This window comes from Bacillus sp. CHD6a, assembly GCF_001293645.1.
Classification (GTDB): Bacteria; Bacillota; Bacilli; order Bacillales; family Bacillaceae_I; genus Sutcliffiella_A.
This window is the reverse complement of the sequence record NZ_LBMD01000001.1, coordinates 86,756-100,528: the sequence shown is the minus strand read 5'-3', so window position 1 is coordinate 100,528 and position 13,773 is coordinate 86,756. Positions and strand designations below refer to the sequence as shown.

Here is a 13,773-nt window from a genome sequence, read left to right as displayed (position 1 = left end):
TTCTGCAACAAGCTATTTAACTTCAGGTATGATCATGAATTCCTCATTCCATGTAACTTCTATGTCTTCAGGAACTTTGACATAAATGATGGCATCACTAGAAGAATGACCGTATCCTTGCATGGTCCAACGTTGACCACTGAATTGTGAGAATGGAAACTCTGGTGCTGTATAGGCAATACTCTTTTCAAAATATACTGGATGTTCAACTTCTAGGATTCCATTAGAATACATTATAGATGGAGTTGGAAGCTCCTCTGAAAGGTCAAATTGTTCAACAGTAAGAATGCCCTTGTATAGTCTTACTTCTATTTCACCTTTTATTTCTGATGTTTTTTCATACATGATCATATATTCTTGAAAATAATTATCTTGACTTCTAATTTCGAGAACCCTTTCAGTGAGGTCGTATGTTTCTTTACTAGCTAAGTAACTTTCTTCAATATTCTCTTTATTCATCAGTCTTTCATAGAGGAGAAAGTCGCTTTCACCTTCTGCTCTGCCTTTCCATTTTATATGTTCTGCTTCAGGCATTAGAAAGTATATCACCATAGAAAAAAATAAAATAATTATATAACCACCTAAAATCCAACTATTCTTCTTAACGGAGGAAGTAATGTGTGCTCTTTTAAGCCCTTTCGAAAACAAGAGGAAGACAAAAAGAATAATTCCCATAAAGATTACCAGATTGATAATGATACCTGCCATTGGGTTCATTGTCTAACCTCCATTCTATTGAATATTACTACAGAACTTGCGAATAGAACGAGCACCGTTAGGAGTACTTTCAAAACAAATGCAATGAAAGATGTTTCCAAATAGAAGAACTCCACAATGGGAGCAAGGCTACTTACCTGGCTAACAAAGCCTCCAATAATTAGATATCCGACAAAAAGAACCGGGATAAGGATCTGGAATAAGCTAGAAACCCTAACCAAAGTCCCCACGAAGTATCCAGCAGCACCACATAACAAAACATATAGAAATGCGGTCAAGATTCCCATAACAAGGAAGCTGCCATAGTTCATGGAAACTGGGAAATGATAAAAAGAATCGAATGTGGGCAACAATTGAACGATTATTTGTAGCAAGTACTTCGACATAAGTGCTGTAATGGTTCCAATGGTGCTGACCAATACCACAAAGCAAACATTGGACAGATCACTGCTCAATCTATTTGTTACAAAAGAAAAATCATCATTCCTAAATGCTTTTGAAGTGATGATGATGGATACAATAAAAACCCATAACATCGTAAAAACGAAAATTAGATTCGCAGAATAATAGTGAATGTTCAACCTGACCAGCTCGGAACCTCCACTTGAATTACCTACTCCATTCAAAGAGAATAGGACCGCTATTACTTGTAAGATAATCAATGAAATATAAACCCCAGAATAGGCACGTAATTTATATAAAAACTGTTTCTTAACGACTTGATCAAACGAAACCTTACTCAAAGACTGCATCAATTCCACCTCTTTCTTTACTAGTTAAGTAGATGCATATGTCGTTGGAGGAGATGGGGGAAAGCACAAACTCTAACTTTCTAGCATCTTGGATTATTTTCTCCGTATAAGTGTTTTTTATAACCGCATAAGATATCTCTGTTCCGATCGTTTTCCTGTGAAGTACCTCTTTATCTTCTAACCATTCAATAAGAACACTCGTCTTACCTTGCACCCCAATCGCGTACTCCTTAACATCAGTTATGGGAATATGCAACAGTTTTACACCGTTATTCAACAATAGAATATCCTCCAAAAGGTCCTCTATCTCTTCCAGATGATGACTCGAAATAATAATGGTTCTCGGATTGGCAATATAATCTTTAAGAAGCGCACGGTAGAAATCCTTACGCACAGAGGCGTCCATTCCAGTTGTAGGCTCGTCAAACATAGTCAGTGTACAACGGGATGCTAATCCAACAATTATATTAAAGGTACTTTTCATCCCCTTGGATAATTCACTATGACGGTAATCTTGGCGGAAGGAAAAATATTCAAATAGTTTTCTTGCAAACTTTGCATCCCATTTTGGATAAAATGATGCTAATGCCTCCAACACCTCTCCCAAATTTAACGCAATTGGAAACGCCATTTGATCATCGACAAGAATGCTGTTAGCTGAGGCCAACAAGCTATTATATGGCTGCTCATTAAACACTCTGATCTCTCCTGAAGACTGCTTCTGAAAACCAGCCATTATTTTTAAGAGCGTCGTTTTTCCAGCACCATTTCTACCAATCAACCCTGTTATTTTATTTTCATTAATTTGGAAACTCAAATCATTTAGTGCTCTTGAGCGACCATATTCCTTTACCAATCCCTGACATTCCACTACTTTCATCTATTACTCCCCCTTGCTTTGTTTACCTTCTTTTCTAACCATCTCAAGCAGTTCATCCATGCCTACATTTAGTTGCTCGGCCTCTGATACCAAGTCAGTAACCAGCCTTTTTAACGTATGTTCTCGCCTCTTTGTCAGGATGATAGCTTGTGCAGCTTCTGTCACAAACATGCCGAGTCCCCTTTTTTTGTATAAGACTTCCTCTTCCACTAATAATGTAAGACCCTTTGCTGCAGTTGCAGGATTTATATTAAAGATTTCTGCTAATTGATATTGCGAATATACTTTTTGATCCGTGAGGAAATTTCCGTTTAAGATTTCCGTCTCAAGCCATTCGGCAATTTGCACATATATTGGCTTTGTACCATCCGTGTTCAGAATCAATGTTCCACCTCCATCCAACCATAGTGCATTAGTGTTGTAATGTAGTATATTATATTTACCAAAATAATGCAACGGATAAAGAGGAATATTTTTACACAAAAAAACGACACCTGCTAGTGGCATCGTTTTCTATTCATGATTTTAATTCAATTGGAATAAGGATTTCAAAATGTGGATCTTCTAAATCTCTGTCAACAGGATATCTTTCATGCTTAATTGGAAGATCATCAAAATAATTTATCCCTTTTTCCTTTAACGGTTGATAGTCACACTCTTTGAACCATTGATAAATTTTTGTATAGGTGGCACCGATATCTTTTCCTTTAGGATGTGCAACCTTAAAATAACTCATCTCGGGAACAGTAACTTCAACCATTCCAGGTAGTAACTCTTGTTTTTCACCCACTTCAAAACCTGAGTAGTGAATAAATCCATCTGGCCTTAGGTGATAAGATAACCCTAATTGCGTTTCTGGATTTTTTATATAACTTAGTTCGTTAACTCTGTTACTCATCTGTATAATTAGTTCTTTTAATGTTGGAACTTCCGCATAAGAACCTTCCCACTTAAGACCCATCGCACGATAAGAAGGAATGGTTACTATCTCACCAACTAGTGTTTTCATTAAAGCATCCCCCTCTATTAATTAATAATAGGAATATATAATTCTACAATTTCTTCTTCTACATCGTCTTCAAAATAAAAAACTTCCATTGGAAAAGCTTTCTCGAGACTTTCTTGGCGATATCCATTTTCCTTCATCCAGTAAAAGATTTTCTCATATCCTTTATCTACCGTTTTGTTTGAGCAGCTTATTTTTGCGTATGTTGTCATAGGTATACTTATAGCCATCATTCCATCGAGAATGGAAGAAAATTCATTCACTTCCACACAGGCAAAATAAGTAGCTATAAGACTATTTGCAAGGTACGGACAATAAATTACCTCATGATCTACTACATGATTCACTTCGTCTCTTCTATTCTCGAAATCTTGTTGAACATTCATCGCAACTTCTGGAAAGGACTGCGGAAAATTACCTGTCGCACTTTTTCCAACCAACTGAAGTTTTCTTTGAACCACTTCACACTTAAATGTAGCAATAGAATTCTGAATCATACAAACACCCGCTCTTTTTGGATAAATTCACCATTAATAGAATTCGATGTGAAATAGAAATATCCTTTTCAAAATTTGGAACTAACAACAATAATCAAATGGATGCAGGGGAGGTTGCGCAGAAAATATCCATGGTGCCTTTAGTGAATGGTCCGCCCAGTGCCACGCTGCCAACGATGCTGCACAAGAATCGATGGAGTGACTTTCATTTTCTATCCCTTTTGGCAGCCCGATTACATTTTGTTGTTCAAACCAAGTTTTAAGATATTTTCGTGATGAAAGATTTTGCTTATATGTAAGAACGTAATCCAATTCTTTTTTCGTTACTCTCGCCCCCATTGCTGCTCCAGGATGCACTTCAACTATAGAAACAGGGAAAGTTGTATGGAGTTTCTCTATCTCTCTTGTGAGTTTGATCCCTCTTAATGTAAGATATACCATTCTAGAGTATGTCGGTGGCATAATGGAACCTGGCTTCATCCCAAGGGAGATGATAAACTTCCGTAACTGTTTATCACTTACCCTGTCTCCACCACCATCCTGATAGGATAATGGCGCATCTATTCCGATGACGAGCTCATCTAATCCACTTAAGTCTATAATTTCGTTTAGTATTTCTTTGTCGCTAATGTTTGAGATCATTTTTTGGAACAATAAATGATTTTCATTCTGTTTAAAAAAGGTAAGCACGGTATCTTTATGATTACTTGGACCAGCCAAGTCCAGACCCATTACTATCAATTGACTCCCTCCCTTTAATAACAATTAGGCTGAAACAAGTGGTGTAACATCCTTTCTCTATCATCAAAAAATTGCTTCATAATCGTATAGTGTGGAGTCTCTTCCAAAGAGGTTTCACACATCCCTTCTTGAGTCAGTTCAAAAATTTTGGCATCGGGGTAAGCCATAACAATTGGAGAGTGAGTAGAGATGATAAATTGTGATCCATCTTGCACCAGCTCGTTGATTCTGGCTAGCATAGACATCTGCCTGAGCGGAGATAAGGCTGCTTCCGGTTCATCCAGGATATATAAACCCTTTCCTTGAAAACGCTCTACAAATGCAGCAAAAAAAGATTCCCCATGCGATTGCTGATGCAGTGATATTCCTCCAAACGAATCAATAATCCTTCTTCCGCCACCCGATTCTCGGTCCATTTCTTCAATATTAGTTGCGACATTATAGAAAGTCTCTGCTCTAAAGAAAAAGCTGTCATTTGGTCTCTCTGCGCCTTTTATCACCCGTAAATAATTGTCTAACTCAGAATGAGAATCATAGTTTGTAAAGTTGAAATTTAATGTACCTCCTTCAGGATTAAAGCCCAAAGCAATTGCAATTCCTTCAAGCAGTGTGGATTTACCCATTCCATTTTCTCCAATGATATAGGTGACATTAGGATGAAGATGAAGTGTGTTCAAGTCTTTTATTACTGGAAGGTTGAAAGGGAAGTGATTAAATGAGGAAATGGATTCTCTTTTCAATGTGACGCCTCTTATGTATTGCGTATCTTTCTCTAATTTCATCTTTTTCTCCCCTTTTTTGGAAATTAAACTTCTTGGTAAAGAATGTACCACAACCGAACAAACGTTTCCACTATTATGAGGTATCTTCCTATTGCATTCTTCCATAGCAAAAAGTAAAATGGTAGTATCCAAAGTATGGGGCTGATTGCAATGCTGGTGCTTGTCTCGGTCTTCAAAACCGCTTAATTGTTTTACCTGTAAAAAACCGTAACAAGTTCAGGTATATCAAGGTTTTCAACGTTTATCACTCAATATGTTTGGTACGGTCTTTTCGGTGATTTTATACAAAACCGATACAGTCCGATAAGGAAAACCGTACTGAACATTTACTCTTAGTCGCCTATTTTAATCCATAGGGGGCTTATTTTTATGCAGAAGAAAACTATACGTAAATACAAACGTGGGCAGGGTACGATAAGCACTAATAAGGTAACAAATGAACTTACTCTATTTGAAATGTTTGACCGCTTCATGACAGTAAAGAAAACTGAAGCTTTATCTTCCAGAACTATTACTGATTACTATAACAACTTTGAGTATTTTAAAAAGTATATTGGTGAAGACTTAACCACTGAAGATGTAGATGCTGATGTATTCCGTGGGTTCACCGGCCATATGTTACATGAATTAGAGTTATCACCGGTAACTGCAAACGTAAGGATTAGGACTATGCGTGCCTTTATCAGATACTGTTATATTGAAGGTTTTATAAACACACCAATACATGAAAAATTTAAACCAGTAAAAACACCTGAAGACACCTTAGAGTCACTCACACCGTCTGAAATAAAGAGATTGCTTTCTGTGATAGATGAAGATATGTACACTGGATTTAGAGATAAAATAATTATCCTGGTACTGCTTGATACCCTTGTTAGGATTTCAGAATTAGTTGCAATAAAGAGAAGTAATGTTGACCTTGAAGGGGGATTCATAACTTTAGAAGCAATGGAAACTAAAACGAGAAAGACTAGAACGGTTCCCATTTCTACTAAAACTATAAAACTGTTAAAAGAGTACATTAAGGAAACTGAAGATTTTGATGATGAACACCTTTTCTTAACTTATGATGGGCATGATATGTTTCCCACCACTGTACGAATGAGTTTAACAAAGTACGGCAAACTAGCCGGTATTACTAACAAAAGGGTAAGCCCACACACCTTCAGACATTCTGGTGCATTACTGTATATTATGAATGGTGGCGACCCTTTTTCGTTGCAAAAAATATTAGGACATAGTCATATGAATATGGTAAGAAAGTATATTCAAATGACAGATACAGATGTCAGAAGGCAACATAACACATTCTCACCTTTGAATAGTATCTTTTAAACTAAAAACGTTCCCACATTTAAGGGAACGTTTTTTAGTATTAATCTTTATAACCGTCTATCTCAATTGCCCAATCTATGAGTTGGTTTTTTAGTAAAGTCATATCCTTTTCATCTGACATCGCATAATCTGAAATAATGTCAGATACGATATCATCATAATCAAATCCTAAGTAGATAAGTAATTCTTTTGAGAAATACTCGCCTAAACCAGTGTTTAAATAATTGTCACTTATCTTATTTCCAAATTCCATTAACAATTCTTTCACTTCAGTTATTTGGTGTTTTTTCTTAATAGAGTACGTGTAAGTATCAATATTTTTTGTAAAGTGATTAACATTGTCATCAATTATTTTATCTAAATTCCAAAATACCTCTACCCCTTTTAATAAGATAATCGCTTCTTTTTCAGAATCAATTTTATTTACATTTTTTATTATTTCTTTTGTATATGTTTTCATCTCTTCCACCTCCTGTATTAAATGATACAGGAAAAATCACTAAACAAACCTGCTTAATTTATTGGTTATGATTGATTATGAACAAAACAAAAAAACTAGTGGTTCTCATAACTTTTACCTACATGTTTAATAAAGCTTTCTAATAATCATTAATGATACAACAAAAAAAATAGCCGGTGCATCTGCACCAGCCATTGAAGGGGGATTTTTCTAATGAATGTAACTTGTGAACACCACCGCTACACACCTTAAAAACTTTAATATTGATTTCAATCAACTAAATTTTCGTTACCTTCCAACCTACTTCTTCAAATGAATAACCTTGATTTACAGTAATATCCTTAATTTCAACTAGTTCAGGGTTATCTGAAAGTACTCGTTTCACAAAATATACAATGTATTCTAATCCATGTACTTTCATTCTTTCAGCAGTCTGATATTCGTTCTTAGATAGATAAAAAGTATCTTCTGTCCCTGAAGTTGCCTTTACTTCTATATGCAAAGGTTTACCGTCTCGTGTATAAGAAAGAATATCGTAACCATTTAAAGGATTGGTAGCAATAGTATCATCAACTTTAATCATGAAAGGTGTACCCTTTAATTTTAAACATTCGTGTTCATATACATATGCTTCACCAAGCTTACCAATTTCAATTTGGAATTTATGTAGAGTTAAATAATCTATTGGTTTCATTTGAAAATTCCGCTTTAAGTCTGCATAAGCATAAAGGGATGATAATTCTACAGTTTCATTTTCTATTATGTTTATATTTTCAATATCTGTAATATTAACTTCAAAATTCAGTTTTTTTTTAATGATTCAGTACAGTCCAAACAAACAATACGGTTGTTAATAGAACGCCAATTATGAGATAGATTCGTATATTCATTTCCGCAATTGGCACATGTGACCATATAACCTTTTCGTGTAAGCTTGACCATGATAGGCAGCAGTTTCCTATCTAGCTTTGCAATTTGTCCAAGCGTGGCAAATAAATCATTTAATGTCACAAATCCGTTATGTTCTTCACGTTCATTTAATAGTTCAAACATGTACTGAAACTTTTCAGGAAGCTTAAAAACACCTTCTTTAGTATTTAATATTCCATCTGAAAAATTATCACCCTTAATATTAAATTTCAATTCATCTACTTCAATACCAAGTTCAAAAATACAGTACCAACAAAATTGAATCTTTAAGGTTTCTAATTTAGAAGAATTTGTTTCTATTACATTTTGAACCTTCGCTAACTCCTCAATAGTTAGAATCTTTCTAGGTTTTTCTTTAACAACTTTCACTTTCGGTTGTTTATTCTGAATAAACTTTAATCTTTCTTTTTCCTTAGACCATATATCTTCAAATCCAAAAGAGTTTTTTAGATAGTCAAATGCAAATAGGAATTTGAAAAAACTATGTCTATAGCTTTCTTGTGAAGAAAATTTTTTATTTGGAAATATCTTTAAGTAATCTGCATAATTTACATTTGATACATCATCTTTTTCTAGTTCAAGGTATAAAAGTCTATTCACTGCACTTCTCATATTTTTCCTTGACCGTTGTTTATAGTGTGTTAAAAACTGTTCAATAATAACTTTACTATTCTCTGTCAACGAAGCTTCAATTTCTTCAGCAATTAGGTTATCTTGTGTTGCCACGTTATCACCCCGTATCTATATGTAATCATATTTTACCATATATTTCATAATTTTTCCTTATAAATGAATAAAAAAAAGAAGCACCTGATTCAGAATATTTACTGAACCAAGTGCTTTTTTGTATATTAATATTCAATTAGATAATACCTTTATCTTTTGCATCTTTTACAATCTTTTCCAAGCGTTCTGGAATTCTTCCATACCCAAGTGCATTACTAATCTCCGGTGTTTCAATAATAAGAAACTCATGGCTACCGTCTGGAAGCGAATAATAATTCAAGGCTTCGTAACTGCCGGAAACATAACTATGCTTTTGCAAACCTACTTTTTGCTTCAACATATCTAATTTTCGTGTTGGTGCAACTAACATATCGTATTTTTCCTTGCTTTCCTTCATCTTCCGAAGGTATTCCAATTTACTTGCTATCAATTCCAGCTTCAGCTTCTCTAATTCTGCATGGTACTCCTTACTACCTTTAAGCTTTTCAGCGTCAAGTTCTTCAAGTACTGATTTTACATCATCCGTCCTATACTTGTCGATAAGCTGAATTTCCTTCTGTACTTCCTGAATCTGCTTCTGAATTGCTTCCACTTTTCTTGCTTCAGCATCATAAACTTCCCCTGTAATATCACCAAGAATTTTCATCTTCTGAAACTCTGCATGTACAATAGAAGCTTCTTTCAGGTCCAATTTCAGTTGCATCAGTTCTTCCTGTTTACGTTCAAGTGCTAATTCATATCTTTCTTCGGTTTGGTCTGCCTTATTAAATAAGCTTAATAATACTTTTTTCATTATTAAATTTCCCCTTTGCTGGTTGTAGTGGTATTACCTTTTAATCTTGATAAAAGTGAAGCTTTCCGTTCTTCAACTGATTTTGTTGGTACAGAAGTCGGACTGCCTGCACTAATATTTAAACCTAGCTTTTCAGCTTCCATGCGGTTGCTTGCGTCGATAACGTGTTTGAACATAGAATGAAACTGGTTCATTTCTTCTTTTGTCATAGTTTCTTTTTCAACAAATTCCATAACCCTTTTTCTAAACTTCTCTACTGCTGATAGTACATCTGAAGGTATTAGAACTTCATTCAATTCATCAATATAAGAAGAGAACCCTTCAATTTCCTTCCAAGCGTAGAAGGTCTTTGTCGAAAGTCCATGCTTTGATACAAAATTATTTATTGTAAATCCGTCCTGTAATCGTGAAACTACATAATCTTGTGCAACACCTATCTGTCTTTCGTTTAATCCTTGTGGTAATGTTACATCTGCAAATGTTTTCTTCATGGTCCTTTTTCCCCTTTACTTTACATTCAATTTTTTGATATTTACTTCAACCTTCTTTCCTGATACATTCACCCATTTCCCTATGGTTTTGTGTATTTCATTCTGATAGAAGTTGGTTGTGAAAAGTTTGTTTATAATAGCGACACAACGCTTCTCATGGATTCCCTTACTCATATATACTTGCAGTTCGTGAAGGTCGCTTAGAATACTACTCTTTGCTTTTCGTGAACGTGCAACGAATATTGGTATATGATAATCTTCTTTCACTGTTACTTGTGGAAGGTCATATTTAAAAACTTGTTCCTTCACTGATAAAACTGTATCTTCCAGCATCAAGTGAACGATTGCTTTCTGCTGGTGGTGTGTGCCGGTTTCAATAGAAGTTTTTATATATTGAAGGTTCTGCTTTACGGTTTCCATTTGTCACACTTCCTTTATGTACTGTTTTAAGGTTTCTTGCTATATACACATTTTTCAAACTCTTAATTTCCTGTTCACCTATACCAGCACCATCAAAGGCTTCCAGTATCTTTCTTTCTATTGCTGGTTGTAATGGAATTGTTCCGTTCTCTAACTTGCTGATATATGATGTATCAACACCCACTTTTAAAGCCAGTTCCCGTTGTGTCAGGTTCGCCAGTTGCCTTGAGTGTTTTATTCCTTCATGGTTCAAATTACTTCACTTCCTTTATATTTGTTTAAGTCGTATCTGTTTTTTGTCTTGTTGTATTAGATTCACAGATTATGAATAATTGACATAAAGAAAAGAGTGCCGGAATAGTCCGACACCCTTACACACTTTATCCTTCAACCGGTGGTAGTTGTCATGATAAAGCACACGAAAAAGAAATAATGAAAATTGTCATGGTTCTACACAAAATAGAATATCTTCATCATTTTTTATTAGAAAACTTTCTTATGTATGTATCATTTCAACACTGAAAACTTTCTATTAATAGGTACTTCAAGAACCCCTGAAGTAAGACAAAGGACAGAAGAATAACAGTAAATCCCGAATTATATTAAACCCAGGGTTCTACCCAAAACCACCTTAAATACGGATGATTACAGTTGCAGCACCTACCATTTTTAAATTAAAATCCGAACTATTCCCTTCTGAAAAATAATCAAATGTAAAAAATTTTATAATTTTGTTTAACAGGTTTTTCAGATTCTGTTTCCAGTGATTCCTGATATACCCCCATTGCATATTTCCTGTGTTGTTTACTGGATATTGTTTAATAGTTATTGTTTAGTTCAAAATTCTTTAATGGACCGATTAAAGATATTTAAACAGACTTGTTAAAGTTAGTTACACAAGTAGGTAACGGTGTCCCTGTATTTTATTCAGTTTGGTAAAGTATAGGCACTGAAAAAAATATCAGCCATTATTTACAGGCAAACCCCACAAAGACAGACACCCCCGTCACCCGTTCACCCCATACATGACTTTTTGAATATTAATCTTTAACTTTAGTTATTCAATTCATCAGCACACATAAAGAAGCTTCTGATAAATATGTTTTAACTTCATTCGGTTTGTTCTTCTGATTGCTTCAGCTTTGCTTGTATGTTTCAGATTCCCACCAGCTTCCTTGTGTCAATTCTATATAATTTCATTGATACGTTTATATTCATCAGCAACATACACCGTTACAACACCAGCAAACGCTTCTGTATATCCATTGGAATAATTACTTATTTGTATCTAAATAGTTACTTGATACTATCCACCTACCCTATCCACTTCAGAAGCTTCAGGTGGTTCTGTATTGACTGGTATAGTCACTGGATATAATAAAGACCGGTCCACATTAAAAGCCGGTTATTCCCTACCCTTTTAAACCGATAAGGGTATACCCCTTTAATTTTGATAGGGTACACCCTTTTCAATTATATGCATCAGATATAGAGTAACTTTTTGCATACAGTTTAATGTATTGTATATTCATAATAGGGTTACATAATCATACCTATGGGAAGTGGAAAGTATGTATAAACGTTAGTTTAATAGCATTTCACAAAGTTTATTTTTTATCGTCTATGCACCATTTTATGCAAAACCTTCCGTAGCAACGTTTTTTGCGGTTTTACTGAATGTTAAAAGTTTGTGAAACAGTCCACCAATGAATAAACTGATAATTCGTACAATGGTTAGAAGTCCCTATTTTCAATTTGTCTATAAACCCTTTTAAATTGATTTAGATGTTTTGATTTGATTTTTTCTTCAGTTCTTATTTGTTATATAACCTACCTACCAATCTATACCAACTATGTTAAACTAGTACCAAGTGCTTATTAGGAGGTGATTCATATGCACACTATTCAGTTTGTAGATGCTAAGTCAAAGATAGTTATCAGTGAAAGTATTGTCGATGAAGAACAGAAAGCAAAGGATACGGTAACGAGGTTTGAAAACACTGGTGGTCAGGAATGTGTCCTGTTTAGTCCTGATAGAACCGTGTATAAAGCAACCTACTTCACAAACACCACGAAAGGCAAACTACATAAAATCTACTTCAAAGTACAGGAACAACTCACCCCAGAAGATTACATTAAATAACATAAAAGGTGGACTGCTTTGACGGTTCACCTTTTACAGTGTAAAGAAAAAATATTGACTAACTCTTTTCTTTTCTACATCCACACCGCAATACATGAACTTTTCCATCCACTTCACACCTAGTTTTTAGTAGTGTAAACTTATTTTTGTTCACACATTAGTCACAACTTTGTAAAGTACAATACTGCTATTATTAATTCCTCGTATAATACCACCAGTATATTTACCTGTTCTTACAGTTTCATATTCTTGGTCTAACAATCTTCACTTTAAACTCTTTGTTCAAATACATATTCCAAACCTTTTCACCAATCCAAGTAAATACCTGGTTAATTGTAAGCCATTTAAACTTATCACTTCTCCATAATTCATGATAATAACGTATAGCACCAGCCATACAAATGAACGTTCTATCATACCCCCATTTCCTGACCATATCTTTTATACGGTCTGTATCTCCACATTTAAAACAGTATTCAAATTTAAACACACGTTTATAACGTTTTCCCCACTCATTCATTAATACTGAACCACATATTTCTAAATCGATTTCGCTTAATACTTGTTCTGACATTGGTACCATCCTTTCATTAAATAGTTGCTTACAAACCATAAACAACTTTTTATAAGAAAGTAGACTTTTTTTCCTGTAATTTATTGATAGCAGCTATTTTTCAAAGAATAAAACTTTTTCACCGTTATTAATACCTTCTTGAAAGAAAGGGGAACACCACCCCTTCCTTCCAAGCTTTAAAACCTAAACAATAATCCTGAAAAGATACCCCTGAATAATAACCGTGTATTTGTCAGCTATTCTTTTATCAGATTACTAATGGTTTGTTTAATATATTGGGGGAAGTGCTTTTCTTCCCCACCCTGAACGAATGTAAAGGGTTGTCTTTTGACCTTGACCTTAGAATTTTTCAGGTACTAAATAGGATTATATCTAATAGAATAGAGTTACCGATTACCCCAAAAACCACATTCACCCTTACTCCCCCAACGGTTTCATCGATTCATGTTAGGTTAAGTTTTTTGACCAAAACGGAGGTTTCAGGTTAGTTTTTTTGACCTCGGTTAGATAATTTGTAAATATGAAA

18 protein-coding genes are annotated in these 13,773 nt (G+C 34.6%); 2 read left to right on the top strand and 16 right to left on the bottom strand.

Going from position 1 to position 13,773, the window contains the following annotated elements:
* Window positions 1-12 precede the first annotated feature (12 nt).
* From AAV98_RS00585 to AAV98_RS00550, 8 genes are all read right to left on the bottom strand, one after another.
* Entirely contained in the window at window positions 13-717 is a 705-nt protein-coding gene (locus tag AAV98_RS00585) for a hypothetical protein (protein WP_060663617.1), read from the bottom strand.
* Window positions 714-1,469 carry a hypothetical protein gene (locus tag AAV98_RS00580; RefSeq protein WP_060663616.1) on the bottom strand — a complete coding sequence of 252 codons (756 nt, stop codon included), beginning with the start codon at window positions 1,467-1,469 and terminating at the stop codon, window positions 714-716. The genes AAV98_RS00585 and AAV98_RS00580 overlap by 4 nt, the downstream gene beginning before the upstream one ends.
* Window positions 1,453-2,349 (bottom strand): ATP-binding cassette domain-containing protein, encoded by an 897-nt coding sequence (locus AAV98_RS00575; RefSeq protein ID WP_060663615.1) that lies wholly within the window; start codon window positions 2,347-2,349, stop codon window positions 1,453-1,455. The genes AAV98_RS00580 and AAV98_RS00575 overlap by 17 nt, the downstream gene beginning before the upstream one ends.
* Before the next feature lie 3 nt (window positions 2,350-2,352).
* Entirely contained in the window at window positions 2,353-2,733 is a 381-nt protein-coding gene (locus AAV98_RS00570) for a GntR family transcriptional regulator (protein ID WP_060663614.1), read from the bottom strand.
* Between the two features lie 133 nt (window positions 2,734-2,866).
* The gene (locus AAV98_RS00565; RefSeq protein WP_060663613.1) at window positions 2,867-3,358 is read right to left on the bottom strand and encodes a GyrI-like domain-containing protein; all 492 of its coding nucleotides are present in this window, start codon (window positions 3,356-3,358) and stop codon (window positions 2,867-2,869) included.
* Window positions 3,359-3,375: 17 nt separating this feature from the next.
* On the bottom strand, window positions 3,376-3,852 hold the full coding sequence (locus AAV98_RS00560; protein ID WP_060663612.1) for a GyrI-like domain-containing protein: 477 nt from the start codon (window positions 3,850-3,852) through the stop codon (window positions 3,376-3,378).
* Window positions 3,853-3,933: 81 nt separating this feature from the next.
* The gene (locus tag AAV98_RS00555; RefSeq protein WP_231687672.1) at window positions 3,934-4,584 is read right to left on the bottom strand and encodes a DUF429 domain-containing protein; all 651 of its coding nucleotides are present in this window, start codon (window positions 4,582-4,584) and stop codon (window positions 3,934-3,936) included.
* 23 nt (window positions 4,585-4,607) lie between these two features.
* Entirely contained in the window at window positions 4,608-5,375 is a 768-nt protein-coding gene (locus AAV98_RS00550; RefSeq protein ID WP_060663610.1) for an AAA family ATPase, read from the bottom strand.
* A gap of 369 nt (window positions 5,376-5,744) precedes the next feature.
* Between AAV98_RS00550 and AAV98_RS00545 the strand changes: the two genes are divergently transcribed.
* A complete protein-coding gene (locus AAV98_RS00545) occupies window positions 5,745-6,710 on the top strand; it encodes a tyrosine-type recombinase/integrase (RefSeq protein ID WP_060663609.1) in 966 nt (321 codons plus the stop codon).
* Between the two features lie 40 nt (window positions 6,711-6,750).
* On the opposite strand, the gene AAV98_RS00540 is transcribed toward AAV98_RS00545, so the two are convergent.
* From AAV98_RS00540 to AAV98_RS00510, 7 genes are all read right to left on the bottom strand, one after another.
* Entirely contained in the window at window positions 6,751-7,170 is a 420-nt protein-coding gene (locus AAV98_RS00540) for a hypothetical protein (RefSeq protein WP_060663608.1), read from the bottom strand.
* A 277-nt stretch (window positions 7,171-7,447) separates the two neighbouring features.
* Window positions 7,448-7,864: a DUF3883 domain-containing protein gene (locus AAV98_RS00535; protein ID WP_060663607.1), complete on the bottom strand. Its 417-nt coding sequence runs from the start codon at window positions 7,862-7,864 to the stop codon at window positions 7,448-7,450.
* A gap of 107 nt (window positions 7,865-7,971) precedes the next feature.
* On the bottom strand, window positions 7,972-8,826 hold the full coding sequence (locus AAV98_RS00530; RefSeq protein WP_060663606.1) for a hypothetical protein: 855 nt from the start codon (window positions 8,824-8,826) through the stop codon (window positions 7,972-7,974).
* Between the two features lie 136 nt (window positions 8,827-8,962).
* On the bottom strand, window positions 8,963-9,619 hold the full coding sequence (locus tag AAV98_RS00525) for a hypothetical protein (RefSeq protein WP_060663605.1): 657 nt from the start codon (window positions 9,617-9,619) through the stop codon (window positions 8,963-8,965).
* 2 nt (window positions 9,620-9,621) lie between these two features.
* Window positions 9,622-10,110 (bottom strand): hypothetical protein, encoded by a 489-nt coding sequence (locus AAV98_RS00520; RefSeq protein WP_060663604.1) that lies wholly within the window; start codon window positions 10,108-10,110, stop codon window positions 9,622-9,624.
* 15 nt (window positions 10,111-10,125) lie between these two features.
* Window positions 10,126-10,530 (bottom strand): hypothetical protein, encoded by a 405-nt coding sequence (locus tag AAV98_RS00515; protein ID WP_060663603.1) that lies wholly within the window; start codon window positions 10,528-10,530, stop codon window positions 10,126-10,128.
* Window positions 10,484-10,783, bottom strand: a complete 300-nt coding sequence (locus tag AAV98_RS00510; protein ID WP_060663602.1) for a helix-turn-helix domain-containing protein — start codon at window positions 10,781-10,783, stop codon at window positions 10,484-10,486. Before AAV98_RS00510 ends, AAV98_RS00515 begins: the two co-directional genes overlap by 47 nt.
* 1,641 nt (window positions 10,784-12,424) lie before the next feature.
* On the opposite strand from AAV98_RS00510, the gene AAV98_RS00505 reads away from it, so the two are divergent.
* Window positions 12,425-12,673 (top strand): hypothetical protein, encoded by a 249-nt coding sequence (locus AAV98_RS00505; RefSeq protein ID WP_060663601.1) that lies wholly within the window; start codon window positions 12,425-12,427, stop codon window positions 12,671-12,673.
* A 241-nt stretch (window positions 12,674-12,914) separates the two neighbouring features.
* On the opposite strand, the gene AAV98_RS00500 is transcribed toward AAV98_RS00505, so the two are convergent.
* Window positions 12,915-13,247 (bottom strand): hypothetical protein, encoded by a 333-nt coding sequence (locus AAV98_RS00500; protein WP_060663600.1) that lies wholly within the window; start codon window positions 13,245-13,247, stop codon window positions 12,915-12,917.
* Window positions 13,248-13,773: the final 526 nt, after the last annotated feature.

Bases quoted from the DNA above. Each gene is read 5' to 3' on its own strand.
- AAV98_RS00560 (WP_060663612.1), bottom strand. From the start codon at position 3,852: ATGATTCAGAATTCTATTGCTACATTTAAGTGTGAAGTGGTTCAAAGA.
- AAV98_RS00520 (WP_060663604.1), bottom strand. From the start codon at position 10,110: ATGAAGAAAACATTTGCAGATGTAACATTACCACAAGGATTAAACGAA.
- AAV98_RS00550 (WP_060663610.1), bottom strand. From the start codon at position 5,375: ATGAAATTAGAGAAAGATACGCAATACATAAGAGGCGTCACATTGAAA.
- AAV98_RS00585 (WP_060663617.1), bottom strand. From the start codon at position 717: ATGAACCCAATGGCAGGTATCATTATCAATCTGGTAATCTTTATGGGA.
- AAV98_RS00535 (WP_060663607.1), bottom strand. From the start codon at position 7,864: ATGAAACCAATAGATTATTTAACTCTACATAAATTCCAAATTGAAATT.
- AAV98_RS00525 (WP_060663605.1), bottom strand. From the start codon at position 9,619: ATGAAAAAAGTATTATTAAGCTTATTTAATAAGGCAGACCAAACCGAA.
- AAV98_RS00575 (WP_060663615.1), bottom strand. From the start codon at position 2,349: ATGAAAGTAGTGGAATGTCAGGGATTGGTAAAGGAATATGGTCGCTCA.
- AAV98_RS00540 (WP_060663608.1), bottom strand. From the start codon at position 7,170: ATGAAAACATATACAAAAGAAATAATAAAAAATGTAAATAAAATTGAT.
- AAV98_RS00500 (WP_060663600.1), bottom strand. From the start codon at position 13,247: ATGTCAGAACAAGTATTAAGCGAAATCGATTTAGAAATATGTGGTTCA.
- AAV98_RS00580 (WP_060663616.1), bottom strand. From the start codon at position 1,469: ATGCAGTCTTTGAGTAAGGTTTCGTTTGATCAAGTCGTTAAGAAACAG.
- AAV98_RS00555 (WP_231687672.1), bottom strand. From the start codon at position 4,584: ATGGGTCTGGACTTGGCTGGTCCAAGTAATCATAAAGATACCGTGCTT.
- AAV98_RS00545 (WP_060663609.1), top strand. From the start codon at position 5,745: ATGCAGAAGAAAACTATACGTAAATACAAACGTGGGCAGGGTACGATA.
- AAV98_RS00505 (WP_060663601.1), top strand. From the start codon at position 12,425: ATGCACACTATTCAGTTTGTAGATGCTAAGTCAAAGATAGTTATCAGT.
- AAV98_RS00515 (WP_060663603.1), bottom strand. From the start codon at position 10,530: ATGGAAACCGTAAAGCAGAACCTTCAATATATAAAAACTTCTATTGAA.
- AAV98_RS00565 (WP_060663613.1), bottom strand. From the start codon at position 3,358: ATGAAAACACTAGTTGGTGAGATAGTAACCATTCCTTCTTATCGTGCG.